This is a genomic window from Burkholderia savannae (assembly GCF_001524445.2).
GTDB classification, from domain to species: Bacteria; Pseudomonadota; Gammaproteobacteria; order Burkholderiales; family Burkholderiaceae; genus Burkholderia; species Burkholderia savannae.
Genome location: NZ_CP013417.1, coordinates 3,414,680 through 3,435,308, shown reverse-complemented (window position 1 = coordinate 3,435,308; position 20,629 = coordinate 3,414,680). Strand labels below are relative to the sequence as shown.

The following is a 20,629-nucleotide window of genomic DNA, read 5'->3' as shown; positions in this document are numbered from 1 at the left end:
GCCGTTTTTTTCGGAGATTTTCATGATGTCCACGTCGTCGGACGCGCAGCTCGATTCCGTCGAGTTCATTCGCAGCCGCATCCGCACGGTGCCGAACTGGCCGCAGCCGGGCGTGATGTTCCGCGACATCACGCCGCTTCTGCAGAGCGCGAAGGCGCTGCGCGTGCTCGTCGACCTGTTCGTCGAGCGCTACGTCGACGCGAAGCTCGACTACATCGCCGGCCTCGACGCGCGCGGCTTCATCATCGCGCCGATCGTCGCGTACGAGCTGTCGGTCGGCTTCGTGCCGATCCGCAAGGCGGGCAAGCTGCCGTACAAGACGCAGCGCGAGTCGTACGCGCTGGAGTACGGCACCGCGGCCGTGGAGATTCACGAGGACGCGTGCCGGCCGGGCGAGCGCGTCGTCATCGTCGACGACCTGATCGCGACGGGCGGCACGATGCTGGCGGGCAAGAACCTGCTCGAGCGGCTCGGCGCGGTCGTCGTCGAAGGCGCGGCGATCGTCGATCTGCCGGATCTCGGCGGCTCGGCGCTGCTGCGCCAAGCCGGCCTGCCGCTTTATACCGTGACCGAATTTTCCGGACACTGAGCGCGGCGCGCCGTCAGCCCATCCGGTTCAAGTTGCAGTCAACGCCAGTTCATCGTCCACCGATACAAGCGAGCTCACGATGCCGAACTTCATGCTGTTCCTCGCCACGTCGATCGCGATTACCGTCGCGCCCGGCCCCGACAACCTGCAAGTGCTCGCGCGCGGCATCTCGCAAGGCCGCGCGGCCGGCGTCGTCGCGGCGCTCGGCTTCGCGTCGGGCGTGCTGTTCCATACGACGCTCGCCGCGTTCGGCGTGGCCGCGCTGCTGCGCTCGTCGCCCGTCGCGTTCCATCTGCTCAAGCTCGCGGGCGGCGCGTATCTGATCTGGATCGGCATCAAGGCGCTGCGCAGCAAAGGCCTCGCGACCGCGCACGAGCGCGCGCCGCAGCCGCTGTCGACGATCTTCCGCCAGAGCGTGATCGGCAACCTGCTGAACCCGAAGGTGACGCTCTTCTTCGTCGTGTTCCTGCCGCAGTTCGTCGATCCGCACGGCGCGCAGCCCGTTGCGCTGCAGATGCTCGAGCTCGGCGCGCTCTTCATGGCGCAGACGGCCATCGTGTTCTCGGTGTTCGGCGCCGGCGCGGGCGTGATCGGCACGTGGCTCAAGCGCCGCCCGCGCGTGGGCGTGTGGCTCGACAGGCTCGCGGGCGCGGCGTTCATCGCGCTCGGCCTGCGTGTCGCGCTGAAGGACTGACGGAGCGCGCGATGACGTTTCCGTGCATCGCCGCCGCGCGCCGCTTCGATCCGGCCGCGCACGTGCCGTTCCGGATCGCCGGCCGCCGGGTCGGCTGGCTGCGCCGCGACGACGTCGCGTGCCTTGCGCGCTGGCCCGACGTGTTCGAGTTTCCGGCGGGATGCGTCGAGCTCGCCGCGCGCTACGACAGCGTCGACGCGCGCAGCATGGCGCTCGCGAGCCCGATCGGCGCGCTGGCGGCGGAAGGCGCGATTCCCGGCTGGCGCGACGAGATCTACGCGATCCGCAACCGTTTCGACGATCCGCCGCTTGCGTACATCGAGCGGGCGGCGTCGCGCTTCTTCGGTACGATGACGTACGCGGTGCATCTGAACGGCGTCGTAGAATACGCGCCTTCGGCGCCGCTCGCGATGTGGCTCGGCCGCCGCAGCGCGACGAAGGCGACCGATCCGGGCATGCTCGACAACGTCGTCGCGGGCGGCATCGGCTGGGGGCTCGGGATCGAGGACACGATCGCGAAGGAATGCTGGGAAGAAGCGGGCATTCCGGCCGAGCTCGCCGCGCGCGCGATTCCCGGCCGCGTCGCGCACGTGCTGTGCTCGCTGCCGGAAGGCACGCAGGCCGAGCAGATCTTCGTCTACGATCTGCCGCTGCCCGCCGATTTCGCGCCCCACAATCAGGACGGCGAAGTCGCCGAGCATCTGCTCGCCGGCGTCGACGAAATCGTCGCGTGGCTGCGCGCGGGAGAAGCCACCGTCGACGCGAGCCTCGCGATGCTCGACAGCCTGCTGCGCCACCGCGCGATCTCGCACGACGACGCGCGCGGGCTCGACGCGCTGTTCGCGCCGCCGCCGCTCGGCTGAGCGCGGCACGAATCCATTGTTCGCAAGATTAGAGTAAGAGAAGGGAGTCCCGGTCATGTCGGCCGATCACAGCTTTATCCTGAAACTGTCGTGCCCGGACCGGCGCGGCATCGTTCACGCGGTCTCGGGCTTCCTGCTCGAGCGCGGCAGCAACATCCTCGATTCGGCGCAGTTCGGCGACAGCCGCACCGGCGAATTCTTCATGCGCGTGCATTTCGAGCAGACGGGCGGCGCGCCCGCCGCGGCCGCGCTCGACGGCCTGCGCGCCGAGTTCGCGCCGCTCGCCGAGCAGTTCGCGATGCGCTGGGAGCTGCACGACGCGTCGGTGAAGCCGCGCGTCGTGATCCTCGTGTCGAAGATCGGCCATTGTCTGAACGACCTGCTGTTCCGCTATCGCACGGGCCAGTTGCCGATCGAGATCTCGGCGATCGTGTCGAACCACAAGGATTTCTATCAGCTCGCCGCGAGCTACGACATCCCGTTCCATCACTTCCCGCTCGCCGCGGGCGCGTCGGCCGACGCGAAGGCCGCGCAGGAGGCGCGCGTGTTCGAGGTGATCGACGAGCATTCGGCCGATCTCGTCGTGCTCGCGCGCTACATGCAGATCCTGTCGTCGAACATGTGCGAGCGGCTCGCCGGCCGCGCGATCAACATCCATCATTCGTTCCTGCCGAGCTTCAAGGGCGCGAAGCCTTATTACCAGGCGTTCGACCGCGGCGTGAAGCTGATCGGCGCGACCGCGCACTACGTGACGACCGATCTCGACGAGGGCCCGATCATCGAGCAGGAAGTCGAGCGCGTCGATCACAGCATGACGCCGGACGAGCTGACGGCCGTCGGCCGCGACGTCGAATGCGTGACGCTCGCGCGCGCGGTCAAGTGGCACGTCGAGCATCGGATCGTGCTGAACGGCACGAAGACGGTGGTGTTCCGCTAAGCGGGCCGCGTGCGTCTTCCGGCCGGTCGGCGTGCGTCGGCTCGGCTGCGGGAGGCGCGCGCCGCTTCGCCGCGGCCGAACCGCGACCGAAATAAAGAAGGCCGCGTCCGGTGACGGACGCGGCCTTTGCCTTCTTTGGGTTCGCCGCGGCGCGTTCGCGATGACGCGTTCGCGCGACGCAGCGTCTGCGCGGGCGCGTTCGCGACGATGCGTTCGCTACAGCGTTCGCGCCCGCAACGGAATTCGCCGACGCATCCCGCCGGACGGCCGCGCGGCGCGCGCCGCTCAGATGAGCCGCAAGTAGATCAGCTCGCGCTTGATGTACGCATAGAAGATCGGCGCGGCGATCACGCCGGGCACGCCGAACGCGGCTTCCATCACGAGCATCGCGAGCAGCAGCTCCCATGCGCGCGATTCGATCTGCCCGCCGATGATCCTCGCGTTCAGGAAGTATTCGAGCTTGTGGATCACGACGAGGAACACGAGCGACGCGATCGCCGTGCCCATGCTGACCGACAGCGACACCGCGACGATCAGCGTGTTCGAGATCAGATTGCCGACGACGGGCAGCAGGCCCGCGATGAAGGTGACGAGCACGAGCGTCTTCGACAGCGGTAGCCGCTGATGGAAGACCGGCAGCGCGGCGAGCAGGTAGATCGCCGTGAAGAACGCGTTGAGCGCCGAAATCTTGATCTGCGCGAACACGATCTGGCGGAACGCGTCGGCGAAGCGCGAGATCCGCGTGACGAGCGCGGTCGACAGCGGCTGGCGCGGTTTGTGGCGATCGACGCCGATCGCGATCATCGCGCCGATGATCATCCCGAACAGCACATGCCCGAACCCGCGCGCGACGCTCTTGCCGCCTTGCTGCAGCTGATCCATATGCTTGTTCATCAGGCCCGCCGCCTTCGCGCGCATCTGCTCGGCGTCCACGGGCAGCAGGTTCGCGATCCACTCGGGGGTGCGGGTGCGCGCCTGGTCGATGATCTGCATCACCTGGCCGAGCAGATTCTGCGCGTTCGGCACGGTGTGCTCGAAATGCTCGATGACCGCGATCGTGAGGCTCGCGAGCCCGCCGACGATTGCGGCCGACAGCAGCACGACCGCGAGCCAGCGCGCGCGCTGGCTCGACATGTGGCGTTCGATCGCGGGCGCGATCATGTGGACGAGCTGATAGACGAGCAGGCCGGCCAAGAGGCCGCCGAGCAGCTTCAGGTGCAGGACGAGCCACAGGCCGACGAGGGCGAGGAGGTAGCTGCCGATCTCGATCGCCGAAAGCTTCGGCAGGCTGAAATCGCTCGTCAGCCGGACGCTGCGCAGGTGCGGCTCCCGCGTCTGCGGCTCGCGCGGCGGCTCAGATTGCTTCTCCATGACTATCCCTGTATTCGGAGGCTACTCGGCGCGCTTGTGGCCGCAAGCGGGCGTAACCCTGTATCGCCGCGAAGTATAGCAACGATTATCGACCTAAATATTAGGATCTTGTAAGGAAGAATGTAGCGCCGTATCGGCCGCGCGAGGCCGGCACGGCGCCGCGCGCCGCGCGCGAGCCGGGCGGCCGCCGGACGTTGCGCCCGGCGGCCGCGTCCCGCTTACTTGCCGCGCTTGAGGAGCGGCGCGAGGTACTTGCCGGTGAAGCTCGCCTTCGTCTTCGCGATCTGCTCGGGCGTGCCTTGCGCGATGATCTGGCCGCCGCCCGCGCCGCCTTCCGGCCCGAGATCGATCACCCAGTCGGCCGTCTTGATCACGTCGAGGTTGTGCTCGATGATCACGACCGTGTTGCCCTGGTCGCGCAGCCGGTGGATCACTTCGAGCAAGAGCGCGATGTCGTGGAAGTGCAGGCCGGTCGTCGGCTCGTCGAGGATGTACAGCGTGCGGCCCGTGTCGCGCTTGGAGAGCTCCAGCGACAGCTTCACGCGCTGCGCCTCGCCGCCGGACAAAGTCGTGGCCGACTGGCCGAGCCGGATGTACCCCAGGCCGACGTCGAGCAGCGTCTTCAGCTTGCGCGCGACGACGGGCACCGCGCCGAAGAACCCGTACGCGTGCTCGACCGTCATCTCCAGCACTTCGCTGATGTTCTTGCCCTTGTATTGGACTTCGAGCGTCTCGCGGTTGTAGCGCTTGCCGTGGCAGACGTCGCACGGCACGTAGACGTCCGGCAGGAAGTGCATCTCGACCTTCAGCACGCCGTCGCCCTGGCACGACTCGCAGCGCCCGCCCTTCACGTTGAACGAGAAGCGGCCCGGATCGTAGCCGCGTTCCTTCGACGCCGGCACGCCCGCGAACAGCTCGCGGATCGGCGTGAAGACGCCCGTGTAGGTGGCCGGGTTCGAGCGCGGCGTGCGGCCGATCGGCGATTGATCGACGTTGATCACCTTGTCGAAGTGCTCGAGGCCCTCGATCGACTCGTGCGGCGCCGGCTCCGTGGCCGAGCCGTACAGGTGGCGCGCGACCGCGTTGTACAGCGTGTCGTTGATGAGCGTCGACTTGCCGGAGCCCGATACGCCGGTGATGCAGGTCAAGAGGCCGACGGGCAGATCGAGGTCGACGTGCTTCAGGTTGTTGCCGTGCGCGTCGACGATGCGCAGCATCCGCTCGGGATCGGGCCCGATTCGCTCGTCCGGATACTCGATCGTGCGCTTGCCGACGAGGTACTGGCCCGTCAGCGAATCGCCGTTCGCCTGAACCTGCTTCGGCGTGCCTTCGGCGACGATCGCGCCGCCGTGCTCGCCCGCGCCCGGGCCCATGTCGACGACGTAATCGGCCGTGCGGATCATGTCCTCGTCGTGCTCGACGACGATCACCGAGTTGCCGAGGTCGCGCAGGTGCTTGAGCGTCGCGATCAGGCGGTCGTTGTCGCGCTGGTGCAGGCCGATCGACGGCTCGTCGAGCACGTACATCACGCCTGTCAGGCCCGAGCCGATCTGCGACGCGAGCCGGATGCGCTGCGCCTCGCCGCCCGACAGCGTTTCCGCGCTGCGCTCGAGCGACAGGTAGTCGAGGCCGACGTTGTTCAGGAACGTGAGCCGCGCGACGATTTCCTTGATCACCTTGTCGGCGATCTCGCGCTTCGCGCCGTCGAGCGTGAGGCCGTCGAAGTAGCCGAGCGCGTCGCGCAGCGGCCAGCCGCTCACTTCGTAGATCGCGCGCGCGTAGTCGCCCTGGCCGACGCGCACGAAGCGCGCCTCGCGGCGCAGGCGCGTGCCGTCGCACGACGGGCACGGCTGGTTGTTCTGATATTTCGCGAGCTCCTCGCGCACCGCGGCCGAATCGGTCTCGCGGTAGCGTCGCTCGAGGTTCGGGATGATCCCTTCGAACACGTGCTCGCGGATCGTCGTGCGGCCGCGCTCGTTGATGTACGAGAACGGGATCGTCTGCTTGCCCGAGCCGTACAGCAGGATCTTCTTGATCTTCTCGGGCAAGTCCTCGAACGCGGTGTCGATGTCGAAATCGTAGAACGCCGCGAGGCTCTGCAGCATCTGGAAGTAGAACTGGTTGCGCCGGTCCCAGCCCTTCACCGCGCCCGCCGCGAGCGACAGCGACGGGTGCGCGACGACCCGCTTCGGATCGAAGAACGTGATCTGGCCGAGGCCGTCGCATTCGGGGCACGCGCCCATCGGGTTGTTGAACGAGAACAGGCGCGGCTCGAGCTCCTGCAGCGAGTACGAGCACACCGGGCACGCGAACTTCGAGCTGAACAGGTGTTCGCGGTCGGTGTCCATCTCGAGCGCGATCGCGCGGCCGTCGGCCAGGCGCAGCGCGGTCTCGAACGATTCGGCGAGCCGCTGCTTCATGTCCGGGCGAACCTTCAGGCGATCGACGACGACGTCGATCGTGTGCTTGTCGTTCTTCTTGAGCTTCGGCAGCGAATCGACTTCGTGGATCTTCGCGACGCCTTCGTTCGCCGCGCCGCCGCCCGAGCGGACGCGAAAGCGCACGAAGCCCTGCGCCTGCATTTCCTCGAACAGCTCCGCATGCTCGCCCTTGCGGTTCGCGACGACGGGCGCGAGGATCATCAGCTTGGTTTCCTCGGGCAGCGCGAGCGCCGCGTCGACCATCTGCGACACGCTCTGCGCCTCGAGCGGGATCTCGTGATCCGGGCAGTACGGCGTGCCCACGCGTGCGTACAAAAGCCGCAGATAGTCGTGAATTTCGGTGACGGTGCCGACCGTCGAGCGGGGATTGTGCGACGTCGCCTTCTGCTCGATCGAGATCGCGGGCGACAGGCCCTCGATCAGGTCGACGTCCGGCTTCTCCATCAACTGCAGGAACTGGCGCGCATACGCCGACAGGCTCTCGACGTAGCGCCGCTGGCCTTCGGCGTACAACGTGTCGAACGCGAGCGACGATTTGCCCGAGCCGGAGAGGCCCGTGATCACGATCAGTTTGTGCCGCGGAAGGTCGAGATTGACGTTCTTCAGGTTGTGGGTGCGCGCCCCACGGATACGTATTTGTTCCATGAACCCGGCGGAAGATGAGAGAACCAAACCTGCTACTATAACGACTTTTCGAGTCCGTCGTTTCAGGCTCCCAACCAATTCCCGCGCCACCCGGCAGCGGGCTTTCGCGACGCCCGGGCCGCAGCGAGGCGGCGCGCGGCGGCAGGCGGCCGGCCCGGATCTCCCGCCGCCCGGCAGCGGGCGGACCACCGATTCAATCGAACACACGCCCGATGTCCAATCCGTCCGCTACCTCCACTCGCATGAGCGCACCCGAGCTGCGCGCGACCGCGTCGCTCGCGGCGATCTTCGCGCTGCGCATGCTCGGTCTGTTCATGATCATGCCGGTGTTCTCCGTCTACGCGAAGACGATCCCGGGCGGCGACAACGTCGTGCTCGTCGGCATCGCGCTCGGCGCTTACGGCGTCACGCAATCGCTGCTTTACATTTTTTACGGCTGGGCGTCGGACAAGTTCGGGCGCAAGCCGGTGATCGCCGCGGGCCTGCTGATCTTCGCGCTCGGCAGCTTCGTCGCGGCGTTCGCGCACGACATCACGTGGATCATCGTCGGCCGGGTCATCCAGGGAATGGGGGCGGTATCGTCGGCGGTGCTCGCGTTCATCGCGGATCTGACGTCCGAGCACAACCGAACGAAGGCGATGGCGATGGTGGGCGGCTCGATCGGCATGTCGTTCGCGGTCGCGATCGTCGGCGCGCCGATCGTGTTCCACTGGGTCGGAATGAGCGGGCTCTTCGCGATCGTCGGCGCGCTGTCGATCGCGGCGATCGGCGTCGTGCTTTGGGTCGTGCCGGACGCGCCGCGGCCCGTGCACGTGCCGGCTCCGTTCGCCGAAGTGCTGCACAACGTCGAGCTGCTGCGCTTGAACTTCGGCGTGCTCGTGCTGCACGCGACGCAGACCGCGCTCTTTCTCGTCGTGCCGCGCCTTCTCGTCGACGGCGGGCTGCCCGTCGCGTCGCACTGGCAGGTCTATCTGCCGGTGATGGGGCTCGCGTTCGTGATGATGGTGCCGGCCATCATCGTCGCGGAAAAACAGGGAAAGATGAAGCCCGTGCTATTGGGCGGAATTGCGGCTATCCTGATCGGCCAACTGTTGCTCGGCATGGCAACGCATACGATATTGATTGTCGCGGCAATCCTGTTCGTCTACTTCCTGGGCTTCAACATTCTGGAGGCGTCGCAGCCGTCGCTCGTGTCGAAGCTCGCGCCGGGTTCGCGCAAGGGCGCGGCCACGGGCGTGTACAACACGACGCAGTCGATCGGGCTCGCGTTGGGCGGCGTGGTCGGCGGCGTGCTGCTGAAGCACGGCGGCGCGGACACGGTGTTTTTCGCGTGCTCGGCGCTCGTAGCCGTGTGGCTTATAATCGCGGCCGGCATGAAACAGCCGCCGCGCAAAGCCTGACACGCGAACGCCCTTCGAAGCGCACGGCGTGTTGCCGCTCCGGCACACGCCGGCCGATGAAGCCGTGAACGGTTTTGCCGCGCTGTTTGGCATCGAATCAACTGGAGAAACACATGGCATCCGTCAACAAGGTCATTCTCGTCGGCAATCTCGGCGCCGATCCCGAAGTGCGTTATCTGCCGAGCGGCGACGCGGTGGCGAACATCCGCCTCGCGACGACCGATCGCTACAAGGACAAGGCGTCCGGCGAATTCAAGGAAATGACCGAATGGCACCGCGTCGCGTTCTTCGGCCGCCTTGCCGAGATCGTCAGCGAGTATCTGAAGAAGGGCTCGTCGGTGTACATCGAGGGCCGCATCCGCACGCGCAAGTGGCAAGGCCAGGACGGCCAGGACCGTTACTCGACCGAAATCGTCGCGGACCAGATGCAGATGCTCGGCGGCCGCGGCGGTTCGGGCGGCGGCGGTGACGAAGGCGGCTACGGCGGCGGTGGTTACGGCGGCGGCCGCGATACGGAGCGCAGCGGTGGCGGTGGCGGTGGTCGCGCGTCGGGCGGCGGCGCGGCGGGCGCGCGCAACGGCGGCGGTGGCGGTGGCGCGAGCCGCCCCAGCGCGCCGGCGGGCGGCGGTTTCGACGAGATGGATGACGACATTCCGTTCTAAGACGCCCCGACCGTCTCTCTTCGAAGCGGTAGCCAGAAAGCTCGCAGCCCTCGTGGTTGCGGGCTTTTTTGTTGGCAGTGCGTCGCGGCGCGGGCTAGCCGCCGGCCACGGCCGGCAGGATGGTGATCGTATCCCCGTCCCTCAGACGAGCAGAAAGGCCGCCGTTGAAGCGGATGTCGTCGTCGTTGACATAGATGTTGACGAAGCGATGCAGTTGATCGCCCTGCATCAGTCGTCGTTGTAGGCCCGGGTAGTTCCGCTCGAGGTGGGCGATGGCTTCGATGACGGTCTGGCCGTGCGCTTCGACGTATTTCTGATCGCGCGTCAGCGAGCGCATGATGGTCGGAATCTGAATCGTAATAGTCATGGCGGGCAAGAAAAGGGAATCGGTTGGGCGGGAAGCGGGGGCGTCGGCAACACGGCGAGGTTGCCGACCGATGCCTTCCGCAGTTGTTTCGGCCGCGCGAACGCTCTGCATGTGCCTTCGCGCGCGCCCCGGCCGCAATGCGTCGGCGTCGCGCGCCGGATTCGTCTGCATCGCAACGGTTGCGTCGACGCCCGACGCGCTCAATATGACGGCAGCGACGGATCGATCAGGCGGACCCAGGCGAGCACGCCTCCGTCGAGATTGCTGACGTCCGTGAAACCGGCGCGCCGCATCGCCTGCACGACTTCTTGCGAGCGGGCGCCGCCTTTGCAGTAGATGACGGTTCGCCGAGATTTGTCGAGCGTCGTCATGCCGCCGGCGAGCATCTGCTGTTTCGGGACGAGCCGCGCGCCCGGAATGCGAACGAGATCCCACTCGTTCGGCTCGCGCACGTCGATGAGCTCGAGCGGCGCGCCGGCGTCCAGCAAGCGCTTGAGTTCCGCAACGTCGACGCCGGGCGCGATCGTCTCCCCGTTCGGCGGCTGCCGCACGGCGGGATTGCAGAAGTGCCGATAATCGGCGAGCGCGGTGATCGGCTGGCGCCCGGGCGCACGCCGCAGCGGCAGGAACCGGCAGCGCATCTCCAGCGCGTCGTAGACCGCAAGCCGGCCGAGCAGCGAATCACCCGCACCCGTGATGAGCTTGACGGTTTCGGTCGCCATGATCGACGCGATCGATGCGCACAGCACGCCGAGCACGCCGCCTTCCGAGCACGACGGCGCCAGTTCCGGCGGCGGCGGCTCGGGATACAGATCGCGGTAATTGACGCCGGTGCCGCCCGGCGCCGCTTCCCAGAACACCGACGCCTGCCCCTCGAAGCGATAGATCGATCCCCAGACATACGGCCTGTCGGCCAGGACGCAGGCGTCGTTGACCAGGTAGCGGGTCGCGAAATTGTCGGTGCCGTCGACGACGATGTCGTATTGCCGGAACAACGGCACGGCGTTGTCGTTGTCGAGCCGTTCGTCGTGAGCGCGCACGTCGACATGCGGATTCAGATCGAGAATCGCGTCGCGTGCGCTGTCGGTCTTCAAACGGCCGACCGTCGACATTCGGTGGATGACTTGCCGCTGCAAATTGGAGATATCCACGCGATCGAAATCGACGATGCCGAGCGTACCGACACCCGCCGCCGCGAGATAGAGCAGCACGGGCGAGCCGAGCCCGCCCGCGCCCACGACGAGCACCCGGCTTCCCTTGAGGCGCTGCTGACCTTGCAGGCCGATCTCGGGAAGCAGGATGTGCCGGCTGTAGCGGGACAATTCCTCGCGGGATAACGGCGGGCGTCTCGTGACGAGCGGGGGCAGTTTCATGGGGCGTGGTCCGATTGCGATTGAAGGCGGTGGGGGGCGCGATGAGCGAGCCGATTCGCTGCCCGCGCGCCCGCGATCGCTCCGGACGGGCGAGCTGCCGAGAACCGCGGATGCGGAGGTTCGACGAGCGCATGGGATCGGCGATCACGATGTCGATGGCGGCGTCCTAGTTTTCCCGCTTCAGAAACCAGTCGCTTTGCGACAACGCCGAATCCCCCATGCCGATTTCCATGTACGCCTTGCCGCTTCGGCGGCCGATCTGCAGGCAGGGAAACGGGTATTTCCCGAGCGGGTTGTTCGTATAGAAAAACGGGATTCGGCTGCGATGCGGCTTCAATATGTCGGGCCCGCACACCACGTCGTCGTAGTGATCGAATGCGAATCGCGGGTGCCCGATATCGAAGTCGTCAATGCAGATCACGCCGCGATCGATCAGCTCCAGCTCTTGCCCGAGCGGCCAGTCGTCGTACCAGTGCGCGTCGAGATAGACGAAGGGGCGCTGATATTTCGGCAGATGGCGGCGGAGAAATTCGCGGGAATCCGCATGTGTGGCGGTGACGTTTGCCTGCGCGCGCAACCGGACTTGCGCGAACTTCGCGTTGTCGGGATCGATGTCGCAGGTCAAGACGGGCAGGTCCGGGTAAGCGTGGCTGAGATAGGCCGTTGTGTCGCCGCGGAAGCTGCCGGTTTCCAGTATGGCGTCGCATCGATGGAAGCGAATGAGGTAATCGGCCTGGAGCGCCACGGTGATGTCGAAGCCGAACGGCCCTCCGCCGTCGCTCAGATGATCTCCGCCCGTTCGCTCGACTTTGTAGAAATTGCTGTAGACGTTGGATGCGTTCATGGTGGCAGCCTAAGCAGTGAGTGGATCGATGGGGACTAGCGAGAGAAGAGCCAGGTTCGTTCGTTGATCTGCGTGCGTACCGGATAGCCGGCATCCGAGAAGATCGATCCGATTTCGGACTCGGTGTAGCTTTCCCAGTGCGGCGAGGTGGCGGCCATGTACGCGTTGTCGATGAAGCAGGGGCGGGGCCCGGTGCGCGCGTCGTTCAGGAATCGATTGATGACGAGCATCTTGTCGACGTGCTCGAACGTGTTCCGGGCCCGCTCGAGCAGCATCCGGACTTCGTCGGGCGGAAGATAGTGGAGCGTTTCGCGGAATATCGCCATGTCGACCGCGGGCAGCGGCGCACGGCGATCGTCCTCGCGGGCTGCTCGCCGCAATTCGAACGGATGGCATTGCACGCGCTCGCCGACGCGCATCAGCGACGCGACGCGCCGCGCGACGCTCAGGACGTCGGGCCGATCGAGCAGCACGACGCGGCAGCGCTCGGAAAATTGCGCGAGCGCCATGCCGAATACCCCCGCGCCGCTCGCGAAGTAGGCGACGCGGCTGTCGGGACGCACCTGGCCTCGAGCAATGAGGTCGCTCCAATCCTGCATCGCGAGTCTCGCTTCGTCCGGCCAGGACACCAGGCTCTTTCTCGCATAATGAACCCACTCGGGCTGAAAGGCCGCAGACGTGACGTCGATCGCGGGCGCGTCGTCCCGCAATGCCGAATCGAGGTTGCGCAGCGCTTGGAGCCACTTGTCGTAGATGGCCGCGCAATAGCCCGTCCCGTCCGGATGCAGGAACGTCGCGGCTTCTTCGCTCGCGCTATAGCGCGTGTCCGAATCCCGTTTGACGAGCCCGATCAGGACCTGCGAGTCGAGCAGCACGCTGGCCGCGCGCCGCGATAGCCCGAGCTTCCGCGCGATCGCCTCCGCCGGCGCCGGCGCGCGCGTGAGCGCCGAATACAAGCCGACGCGCAAGGCGGCGAAGAATGCATGAGGCAGGATGCTTTGCGCAAAGATGATTTCCAGGGAGTTCGGGCTCATGGTATGGGTCGATGGAGTGGCGAACCGGATTGCCTGCCAGGCTGATCCGTCAGCCGGCCATCTCGCGGCCGCCGGCGTCAGGCTTGAGGAACGCAGCGGGATATAGCCGCTGATACGCGTTTTCGGCGTCGCGCTCGGTCATCTCGAGAACCTTGCGCGAGTTCGGAATGAAGTAGATCGCGACCGCCGACACGATGCAGATGCCCGCGATCGATCCGAGCGCCGCGTCGATTCCCGCGCGTTGCGTGGCGAACGTGACGAAAGCGATTCCGGGCGTGATCGAAAGAGAGACGAGAAACGATGCGGTGGCGAACATGCGGGTGCGATAGTGCTTCGGCGTGGCCACCGCGCGCAGTCCGCCGATATTGACGAAGATCGTCATCATGAACATCCCGCCGATGAACAATGCGCCGCTCATGACGACGGGCTGACGCGTGACGGTGAACGAAAAGATCATCGCGGCGAGCGCGGCCATCGACAGAAACACGGCATGCTGCTTGCCGACGGCCCGGTTGAGCCACATCACCACGCGCATGCCTCCGACGAACATGCCGGCGCAAAAAATGCCGTCGAAGATGCCGAGCATGCTGGCGGGGAAGTTGAGCACCTGAATGACCAGGTAAGGAAGCGCGACCAGAAAAAACGCGGGGAGCGCGAAGTTCGCCATGCACGTCATGACGCAAAAATAGAAGTCGACCTTCACTTGATAGAAGGTGCGGAGGCCGGCGGCGGTCTTGCGCGCCCATGACGAGAGAAACGACATCGCGCCGGGCTGCTCGGCGCGATTGTCGTCGTCGATTCGAAGCGGAACGAAGATCAAGCAGGAGGCGCCGGCGAATGCCGCCGAGGCGAGCAGGGTTCCGGCCGCGCCGAAGACCGACACCATTGCGCCCGCCATGAGCGGGCCCAGCAGCTTCGTTCCGCTTGCGAGCGCGCCCCGTTGCGCCATGACTCGCGTGACCTGCCCCGCCGGCGCGATGGACGCGATCGCAACGTTGGTCAACGGTTCGATCGCGCCGACGAACAGCGACAGGACGATCGACAAGAGCATCGCGAGCGGGAAATGATACGGACCGAATCCGGCCCACGCCGCGAGGATCGCAATCGTCGCGCCCTGAAGGCACACGGCCGATCGCAGCACCTTCATCGGATTCCACATGTCGCCGAGGGCGCCCACGCCGAGCGTCGACGTGGTCTGGGCGAAGGTCATCGCGGCGAGCAGGCTGCCGAATTCGACCACCGAGCCGTTGATCTTCAGCACCCACCATGCGAACGCGTAACGGAACGCGTCGCTGGCGAGCCCGACGCAGACGAGGCCGATCTGGAGCCGCGTCACGTTGACCGAGATCGATTCGATCTTCAGGATCTTCAGGATTCGATTGGCGTTCATGCCGAGGCGCGCGAACGGTCGGCGCGTTCGATGTCGTTTACGTCCGGGCGCCCGTCGAGATCGAGTTGACGGTGCTCGGGCCGATCGTGCGCGCCGGGCCGCTTCATGACCAGTTTGGCGCGCAACAGGCGGATCTCGTGACCGGCGTTGACGGGGAGAACCGCGCAGCGCAGCCATGCCGGGTAGCAGACGTATGCGCCGGGCCGCGCGACGAATTCGAACGGCCGGCCATACGGCAGGCCGGGAACGAAGACGCTGGCGCAGCCCGCGCGGGGGTCGCGGATCATCAAGGTGCCCGAATAATTCGCCGGTGGCGCGGCCTCGTCGCTCGACACGTCGAGCACGACGATGACGATGTGCGTCGCGTCGGGCATGTCGTCGCACAGCGCTTCGAGGTGTCCTGCGTACCAGGTCTCGATCCGCGGCTCGCGGAGTTCGGCGTCGCCGAGCGCCCGCGCGTGCGGCGCGTCCGCGACGATCGGGCCGATCGCGTCCTCGAGACGCAGGATGCCGGCCGGATCGGCGGCGCGCTTTTGGGCGGCGGCCAGCGCATCCGGCGGCATCGTTCCCGACAGGATGTAGGTGGGCCATTCGAGTATCAGGTCGATCATCGGCTCATCCTCGGCATCAGGTAGATGTTGAACGGCACGCAGATGCGCTCGCCGGCCTCGTAGTGAGGATGCACCCAGTGCTCGAGCCAGCTCGGGAACAGCAGCAGCGATCCGCCGACCGGGCGGATCGTCCGGATGCTGCGCGCGGTCACGGGCGCGGCATGGCGAGGGTCGATGAATTCGATCGCGCCGTCTCGCGCGGCGGATGCGCAGCCGGCCGGGGTGCGAACGTAATACACGCCGGACCAGACCGAGCTGTGGTGGATGTGATGGTTGTGGTGATGCCCCGCGCGATTGATGACGCTCCACCCTTCCAGGATGACGTCGAAGTCGTCGGTGGTGATGCCGGACAGCCGGTTCATCTGGCGCATCGCGGTGGTGATGCGCTCGACGAGGAACGTCCTGTCGGCGTCGTCGTGACCGAAGAAGTCCGCCGCGGATTGCCATGCGTCGGCGTTGCTGGCCTTCGCGCTCGGCTCGGTCGACGCGCGCTTCGAGATCGCGTCGGCGAGCCGCGCGTTGATCTCGGCCGCGTCGTCGAGCACCTGCCGGTAAATGAACACGGGCCAGCACTGCCACAGTGACGGAGCAATTTCACGAAACAAGATCGCCTCTCCTGGGGAATCGTTCATTGGATCGGGCAAGGAGCGACGCGATTTCGGCGCCGGCCGGCAGCAATGAATCGTGCGGCAGCGCGCGCAGAATGCCGACGCAGCCGTCCAGATAAGTGAGCAGGTCGCGGACGCGCCGTTGCGACGGCGCATCGGCCTGCCTCGCGTACCAATGCGCGAGCGTCGCGGCGACGTGCGCCGCGCCGATGACTTCCGTCGGATTGCGATTGGCGGTTCCGGAAGGCAGGACGAAGACTTCCCGGTAGTCGATTCGATGAAACGGCATCAGTTCCTCGAGGAAGTACATCCAGTTATGGCAATGCTCGTGGATGATCTGCTCGCAGAGTTCTCGTGGCGTGGCGAATGCGGCGTCGGAGAGGAACACGCGTTGCGGTGTCGCGTAGCACGAGCACCCGATCACGTCGCTGCTGTCGAGCCGGTGGTATTTCACCGGGAACAGGATCAGCCGCTGCCATTCGGGCGCCGCTTCGACGATGCTCGCGCGCGCCGATCGCACCTGCTGCAATTGCAGGGCGGAGAGCGGGAGCAACGGGAGATCGCAACCGATGCCGGCGGCGCCTCGAAGCTTCAGGGCTTGATCGGGATCGAGCCAGTCGGCGTCGATGGCGGGACCGACGATGTCGTCGCCCAGGATTTTTCGCACCCGGCCGATCAGCGTCAGCAGCAGGTCCGATTTGAACGGCTCGTCGAGGAAAGGGAGTCCGTGAAAAATCTCGTCGATTTTTTTCATGTCAACTTGCCCAGGGCTCGTCATGGAGGAAGTTCTCCAGGTCCCGCGACTTGACCCGGTAGCGCTGCGGATCGCCGAGCGCGCGAAGGAGCGCGCTTCGGTCGACGCCCTGTTGCGCGGCCGAATCGATCAGCGTCTCCCAGGTCCGCTCGCCGAACCATCGTTCGCGCAGATCGCCGATGATTCGCGCTGCCTGTTCATCGGACAAAATTTCGCGGGCGACCAGGTGGCGCGCACCTTCGCGCAAATGAACCAGCGGCTCCGAAATCGGCGCGTACGGAGGGCGAGGCGAGTGAAGCATCATCACTTCGTCATCCGGAAGATCGGGATCGTCGACGAAGCGCTGCGCTACCGAGCCATACGGCGTCATGCCGTACCGTTGCAATTCCGCGGCGCGTATGGCTCCCATCGAGGACAGCCCGAAGACGCGCACGCCGGCGTCGAGCATTTCCAGAATCTCCCAATGGGCGACGGACGGCACGTCTCCAAAGCGGCCGTCGATCAATGCGACGGCCGCGCCGCGCGAAAGCGTGCCGCCCAACGCGCGGATGTCGCCGCGCGCGGCCGGTCCGTGAATCACCAGATCCGGGCGGACCAGGAGCCGATTTGGCAAGCCGAACGCGGTGGGGCCGACGAACACGTGGCAGATCACGGCCGCCCTCCCGTCGAGCGAATGTAATCCAGCAGGCGCCGCCCCACCTTGCCGGTGGCGCGGGAGAAGTGCTCCATTTGCGGAATGACGACGCGCACCACCTGGAGAGGATCGTCCGGCTGCGTGAAACGATGGCGCAGGACCCGCGCAAAGCCGGCCGAGCGGATCTCGTCGATCAGCCGCGTGACGGCGTGCTCGGGCGAGCGCATGCGGATGTCCTGTTCCGTGACCTCGATGCCGCTCGAATACGCGTCGAGGATGTGTTCGATCTCGGCTTTGCTGGCGTCGTACGTCTTGCTTTCCGATGGCGCGAGACGTTCGTCGAGATCGTCGCGGCCGCCGTGGATCACCGTCAGGCGGCTTTGAACCGCTTCCAGCAGGGCGGCGCGAGCGGCCGACTGGAAATCCGAGTGGCACGCCGTCCCGCCGTTCACGTACGACAAGCTGGCGCCCTCCGTGGCCGCCACGACGGCGTCGACGAAAAAGAGGCCCATGTCGTACCGGGAGCGCATCTTGAGCGTCAGTCCCGCCGCGTCGATCCGCTGCGCAAGCCCGGCCGCGTCCCCGGCCAGCAGGCGCAGCGGCGTCGCGCGGGAGCGGGGCGAGACGGTGTCGAACGACTGCTGATGCCGTTCGACCACCTCGCAGATCGCGTGCAAGGTTGCTTGTTCGATCGTCGTTCCGCACGCCATCCCGCAACTGGTGGCCCGCAGGAAGTTCGCTCCGTACGGGGGCGGGCACGGCATGAACACGCACTCCATCGGCACGAATACGTTGCCCGCGCCCGAGAGGTTTTCGAGCGGCACCCAGCCGATGGGTTGCGTGCGCTTCAACGTCGCGCCCAGTTCCGGGCAAAAGTCGAGTATCGAAATGCCGTGCTCGGCCTGCATGGCGGCCGAGGACGCAAAATGCGCGGTCTCGGCCGGTATCCGCTCCGCATGCCAATACTCGATCGCCTCCATGATCGCGCTGATCCTGGCCGCTTCGCGCGTCATGCCTTTGCCGGCATTGACGGCGAGCGTCAGCGACAGCGGGCGAATGGCCGAATACACCGGCACGCCGATGACGTCCATCCGCGTGATATCCGTCACCCGCGTGATTCCGCAGCGTTCGAGATAGGGTTGCGTCAATGCCAGCGTTTCGGCCAGGTCATGTGACGACGGCGGCATGAACGACTGATTCGAAGATGAGGATGTCTCGAAATAGACCGGATGTTCTTGCATCACACTGCCTGTATGAAAAGCAAATGTGGCATGTCAGTCATGCGCAATAAAGATGGAAATCATTGAGGCGATAAATGAATCGATAATCGCCCGACAGTAAATGCTGCACTGCGGGGCGACTTGAATCATTTAGGGGTGATTCGTCGAGACGAAAGGATCAGTTCTTGAAGACCTTTTTCGATTCGATCGTTTCGTCGATGGTGCTGCGACTGACGATTTCCTCGACCCTGGCGCCGTCCTCGCTCTGGATCGGCCGGGACAGGCGGACGGAAACCTCGGCGCGGATCTGGAAGTTGTTTTGCACGGCGGCGCTGTGAAATTGCGCCGTTTCGCGCAGGCCGTCGCGGAACAGATCGACGAGACGTTCGATGTCGCCGTCGTTCAGATCGATGCGTTCGATTTGAGCACGTTCCTCGTCGGTCGTGCGGCGCGTGATGTTTTCATACGGGAAAGGTCCAGCGACGATACTCATATATTGCTCCTCAATGGATAGATCAACATAAGAAGACATCAGTCAGCATGAAGTCGGATTGCCGCCATGGAATTTTTGTAAATAATCAAAAAAATTGATTATCCGGTTTGACAAATATCCAAGGCCTGGGAAGGCTAGCATGTTAAATAAACAAACAGCAAGCTAATTTAAAGGTTCCTGTCTAAGATGACAGGTTATTGATTCGGCGCCTGAATTGAATCGAAAGACATGGCCCTAATTCACGGTAATGGCGAGTTGCACGAAAACCGCGATGTTCGGAGGGCGGCGTGCCGTGTGAAATCGGTTCGACGGCGCTTCGGCGGCGTGCATGGATCGCACGCGTGCGGCCTTGCGCGATACGCGGCGTGAAACGATCGGCCGGTTAGTGAGGACGGGTGGTCCGGCTGGCGCCGCGCGTGCTCGCATGCGGCATTCGGAATATTCCGCGTTTGTCGAGATTGTCGCGTTTATTGCGTTGATCTCGTTGATCGACGCGCATCGGGAACGAGAGATCCTCGGATTTGTGCGACGCGTAACCGGCGACGGCCGAACGTTCAACAGGATGTCGCCGAGTTACGCGGTGCGCGCGGCGCCGCGCCGGGCACAGGCGCGCCGAGCGCATGTTCGATTCAAGTGTCGGCGATGGCCAAGGTTGCCCGTCTGCATTGAACGTTCGCGAATGAGTTTGCTGCGGTCGTCGCGCGATCGATGGCGGCCCGCCGACGGCATGCGGGACGTTTCCGGTTCGGATGATGTCGGAGCCGTCGAGATGCCGGCTTCGCGCATGCAGCGGCGGACGATTTCGGCGTACGCGTTCGGGCGGCAACGCATCGCGTGCCGGTCACGCTCAGGTGTGCTGGCTGTCGTTCGCTTCGTCGAACGCGCCCGTTTCTAAATCGTTCTTGAAGTGCTGGAGCCAGTCGCTCGCGTCGCCGAGCGGATATTCCTTCGTCACGTGCGTCGAGCGTCGGGTGATCGTGACGAAGCCCATCTGGCCGAAGTTTTCGTCGCTCTTCGGGTCCGTCGTGTCCGTTTCGCGAAGCGCGAAATCGCTTCCCGACAGGCCGCGGCCGTGCAGCGCCGCGAGATAGTCCTTGTGTTCGTTCGGTTCGATCAGTCGCATGGTCGTTCTCCCGTGCGTTCGATGTTCAATGAGCGCGCCGCGCGTTTCGCCGCGCCGACGCGATCGGCGTCGCGCGCCTCACGCGCGGCGGGGCCGACGATCGACATACGTCGTCTCGCGTGGCGGGGCGTCGTGCGGGGCGGCTTCGTGGCGCGGGAAGGGGCGTCACCGACGCAGGCCCTTCATGTTTTCCGCTTCCATGGCCGCTCGCCATTCCTCGTTTGCCTCGATGGGGTCCATCTCGTCTTCCACCGACGACATCGCGCGTTCGGCGACCGCTCGCGTCTCGTCCGACAGGAAATCCGCCGCGCCGGCATCTTCCTCCGGCGGCAGCATCATGTCGCGAATCATCGCCTGCAGTTCAGGCGTGTCCCACGGTAAGCCGCGCTGAGTTCGAATCTTGATGTAATGCCTTACTTCAGCGTTCTGCTCGGGCGTCAACGGCAAGCCGCGGAAGGTGCTTTCAGGGTCGGGAGGAATCATGGTGTGTTCTCCGGCTTTGGCGCCTTTAGTTTAGCGCTGTGGGACGGCCGGAGGGGATAGCGGAAGTTGATCCATGCGGAGATTCGCGCCTGT

At 65.5% G+C, this 20,629-nt stretch carries 21 protein-coding genes; 6 read left to right on the top strand and 15 right to left on the bottom strand.

Annotated elements, in window-relative coordinates:
- Positions 1–22: 22 nt before the first annotated feature.
- From WS78_RS16830 to purU, 4 genes are all read left to right on the top strand, one after another.
- The gene (locus WS78_RS16830; RefSeq protein WP_038744442.1) at positions 23–589 is read left to right on the top strand and encodes an adenine phosphoribosyltransferase; all 567 of its coding nucleotides are present in this window, start codon (positions 23–25) and stop codon (positions 587–589) included.
- 79 nt (positions 590–668) lie between these two features.
- A complete protein-coding gene (locus tag WS78_RS16825) occupies positions 669–1,283 on the top strand; it encodes a LysE family translocator (RefSeq protein ID WP_038744441.1) in 615 nt (204 codons plus the stop codon).
- Between the two features lie 11 nt (positions 1,284–1,294).
- On the top strand, positions 1,295–2,146 hold the full coding sequence (locus WS78_RS16820) for an NUDIX hydrolase (RefSeq protein ID WP_059575824.1): 852 nt from the start codon (positions 1,295–1,297) through the stop codon (positions 2,144–2,146).
- A gap of 55 nt (positions 2,147–2,201) precedes the next feature.
- The gene (purU, locus tag WS78_RS16815) at positions 2,202–3,083 is read left to right on the top strand and encodes a formyltetrahydrofolate deformylase (protein WP_038744439.1); all 882 of its coding nucleotides are present in this window, start codon (positions 2,202–2,204) and stop codon (positions 3,081–3,083) included.
- Positions 3,084–3,368: 285 nt separating this feature from the next.
- On the opposite strand, the gene WS78_RS16810 is transcribed toward purU, so the two are convergent.
- On the bottom strand, positions 3,369–4,454 hold the full coding sequence (locus WS78_RS16810; RefSeq protein ID WP_059575826.1) for an AI-2E family transporter: 1,086 nt from the start codon (positions 4,452–4,454) through the stop codon (positions 3,369–3,371).
- Positions 4,455–4,672: 218 nt separating this feature from the next.
- Complete coding sequence (gene uvrA / locus WS78_RS16805) at positions 4,673–7,540, bottom strand: excinuclease ABC subunit UvrA (RefSeq protein WP_059575829.1); 2,868 nt, start codon at positions 7,538–7,540, stop codon at positions 4,673–4,675.
- A gap of 212 nt (positions 7,541–7,752) precedes the next feature.
- Here uvrA and WS78_RS16795 point away from each other — a divergent pair, with 212 nt between their 5' ends.
- Both WS78_RS16795 and WS78_RS16790 read left to right on the top strand, forming a co-directional pair.
- Positions 7,753–8,940 (top strand): MFS transporter, encoded by a 1,188-nt coding sequence (locus WS78_RS16795; protein WP_038744436.1) that lies wholly within the window; start codon positions 7,753–7,755, stop codon positions 8,938–8,940.
- A 113-nt stretch (positions 8,941–9,053) separates the two neighbouring features.
- Positions 9,054–9,602 carry a single-stranded DNA-binding protein gene (locus WS78_RS16790; protein WP_038744435.1) on the top strand — a complete coding sequence of 183 codons (549 nt, stop codon included), beginning with the start codon at positions 9,054–9,056 and terminating at the stop codon, positions 9,600–9,602.
- Between the two features lie 94 nt (positions 9,603–9,696).
- Here the strand turns inward: WS78_RS16790 and WS78_RS38105 are convergent, their stop codons facing one another.
- From WS78_RS38105 to WS78_RS16735, 13 genes are all read right to left on the bottom strand, one after another.
- Positions 9,697–10,140 carry a MoaD family protein gene (locus WS78_RS38105; protein WP_269434498.1) on the bottom strand — a complete coding sequence of 148 codons (444 nt, stop codon included), beginning with the start codon at positions 10,138–10,140 and terminating at the stop codon, positions 9,697–9,699.
- 29 nt (positions 10,141–10,169) lie between these two features.
- Entirely contained in the window at positions 10,170–11,342 is a 1,173-nt protein-coding gene (gene moeB, locus WS78_RS16780) for a molybdopterin-synthase adenylyltransferase MoeB (RefSeq protein WP_059575831.1), read from the bottom strand.
- Positions 11,343–11,508: 166 nt separating this feature from the next.
- Positions 11,509–12,186, bottom strand: a complete 678-nt coding sequence (locus tag WS78_RS16775) for an O-methyltransferase (RefSeq protein WP_052145004.1) — start codon at positions 12,184–12,186, stop codon at positions 11,509–11,511.
- 35 nt (positions 12,187–12,221) lie between these two features.
- Positions 12,222–13,220, bottom strand: coding sequence for a methyltransferase (locus WS78_RS16770; RefSeq protein ID WP_059575833.1), 999 nt, complete (start codon positions 13,218–13,220; stop codon positions 12,222–12,224).
- 49 nt (positions 13,221–13,269) lie between these two features.
- Positions 13,270–14,610 (bottom strand): MFS transporter, encoded by a 1,341-nt coding sequence (locus WS78_RS16765; RefSeq protein WP_059575835.1) that lies wholly within the window; start codon positions 14,608–14,610, stop codon positions 13,270–13,272.
- Entirely contained in the window at positions 14,607–15,221 is a 615-nt protein-coding gene (locus tag WS78_RS37110) for a hypothetical protein (protein ID WP_038744430.1), read from the bottom strand. Before WS78_RS37110 ends, WS78_RS16765 begins: the two co-directional genes overlap by 4 nt.
- Positions 15,218–15,826, bottom strand: a complete 609-nt coding sequence (locus WS78_RS16760) for a TIGR02466 family protein (protein WP_161788635.1) — start codon at positions 15,824–15,826, stop codon at positions 15,218–15,220. The genes WS78_RS37110 and WS78_RS16760 overlap by 4 nt, the downstream gene beginning before the upstream one ends.
- Positions 15,816–16,583 (bottom strand): aKG-HExxH-type peptide beta-hydroxylase, encoded by a 768-nt coding sequence (locus WS78_RS37105; RefSeq protein WP_038744429.1) that lies wholly within the window; start codon positions 16,581–16,583, stop codon positions 15,816–15,818. Before WS78_RS37105 ends, WS78_RS16760 begins: the two co-directional genes overlap by 11 nt.
- Before the next feature lies 1 nt (position 16,584).
- Entirely contained in the window at positions 16,585–17,235 is a 651-nt protein-coding gene (locus WS78_RS16755) for a TfuA-like protein (protein WP_059575837.1), read from the bottom strand.
- Complete coding sequence (locus WS78_RS16750) at positions 17,232–18,458, bottom strand: YcaO-like family protein (RefSeq protein ID WP_059575839.1); 1,227 nt, start codon at positions 18,456–18,458, stop codon at positions 17,232–17,234. Before WS78_RS16750 ends, WS78_RS16755 begins: the two co-directional genes overlap by 4 nt.
- 157 nt (positions 18,459–18,615) lie before the next feature.
- Entirely contained in the window at positions 18,616–18,930 is a 315-nt protein-coding gene (locus WS78_RS16745) for a hypothetical protein (RefSeq protein WP_038744427.1), read from the bottom strand.
- 847 nt (positions 18,931–19,777) lie between these two features.
- Entirely contained in the window at positions 19,778–20,053 is a 276-nt protein-coding gene (locus WS78_RS16740) for a hypothetical protein (RefSeq protein WP_038744426.1), read from the bottom strand.
- Positions 20,054–20,218: 165 nt separating this feature from the next.
- Complete coding sequence (locus WS78_RS16735) at positions 20,219–20,536, bottom strand: hypothetical protein (protein ID WP_038744425.1); 318 nt, start codon at positions 20,534–20,536, stop codon at positions 20,219–20,221.
- Positions 20,537–20,629 lie beyond the last annotated feature (93 nt).

Bases quoted from the DNA above. Each gene is read 5' to 3' on its own strand.
- WS78_RS16830 (WP_038744442.1), top strand. From the start codon at position 23: ATGATGTCCACGTCGTCGGACGCGCAGCTCGATTCCGTCGAGTTCATT.
- WS78_RS16825 (WP_038744441.1), top strand. From the start codon at position 669: ATGCCGAACTTCATGCTGTTCCTCGCCACGTCGATCGCGATTACCGTC.
- WS78_RS16820 (WP_059575824.1), top strand. From the start codon at position 1,295: ATGACGTTTCCGTGCATCGCCGCCGCGCGCCGCTTCGATCCGGCCGCG.
- purU (WP_038744439.1), top strand. From the start codon at position 2,202: ATGTCGGCCGATCACAGCTTTATCCTGAAACTGTCGTGCCCGGACCGG.
- WS78_RS16810 (WP_059575826.1), bottom strand. From the start codon at position 4,454: ATGGAGAAGCAATCTGAGCCGCCGCGCGAGCCGCAGACGCGGGAGCCG.
- uvrA (WP_059575829.1), bottom strand. From the start codon at position 7,540: ATGGAACAAATACGTATCCGTGGGGCGCGCACCCACAACCTGAAGAAC.
- WS78_RS16795 (WP_038744436.1), top strand. From the start codon at position 7,753: ATGTCCAATCCGTCCGCTACCTCCACTCGCATGAGCGCACCCGAGCTG.
- WS78_RS16790 (WP_038744435.1), top strand. From the start codon at position 9,054: ATGGCATCCGTCAACAAGGTCATTCTCGTCGGCAATCTCGGCGCCGAT.
- WS78_RS38105 (WP_269434498.1), bottom strand. From the start codon at position 10,140: ATGCAGACGAATCCGGCGCGCGACGCCGACGCATTGCGGCCGGGGCGC.
- moeB (WP_059575831.1), bottom strand. From the start codon at position 11,342: ATGAAACTGCCCCCGCTCGTCACGAGACGCCCGCCGTTATCCCGCGAG.
- WS78_RS16775 (WP_052145004.1), bottom strand. From the start codon at position 12,186: ATGAACGCATCCAACGTCTACAGCAATTTCTACAAAGTCGAGCGAACG.
- WS78_RS16770 (WP_059575833.1), bottom strand. From the start codon at position 13,220: ATGAGCCCGAACTCCCTGGAAATCATCTTTGCGCAAAGCATCCTGCCT.
- WS78_RS16765 (WP_059575835.1), bottom strand. From the start codon at position 14,610: ATGAACGCCAATCGAATCCTGAAGATCCTGAAGATCGAATCGATCTCG.
- WS78_RS37110 (WP_038744430.1), bottom strand. From the start codon at position 15,221: ATGATCGACCTGATACTCGAATGGCCCACCTACATCCTGTCGGGAACG.
- WS78_RS37105 (WP_038744429.1), bottom strand. From the start codon at position 16,583: ATGAAAAAAATCGACGAGATTTTTCACGGACTCCCTTTCCTCGACGAG.
- WS78_RS16750 (WP_059575839.1), bottom strand. From the start codon at position 18,458: ATGCAAGAACATCCGGTCTATTTCGAGACATCCTCATCTTCGAATCAG.
- WS78_RS16745 (WP_038744427.1), bottom strand. From the start codon at position 18,930: ATGAGTATCGTCGCTGGACCTTTCCCGTATGAAAACATCACGCGCCGC.
- WS78_RS16740 (WP_038744426.1), bottom strand. From the start codon at position 20,053: ATGCGACTGATCGAACCGAACGAACACAAGGACTATCTCGCGGCGCTG.
- WS78_RS16735 (WP_038744425.1), bottom strand. From the start codon at position 20,536: ATGATTCCTCCCGACCCTGAAAGCACCTTCCGCGGCTTGCCGTTGACG.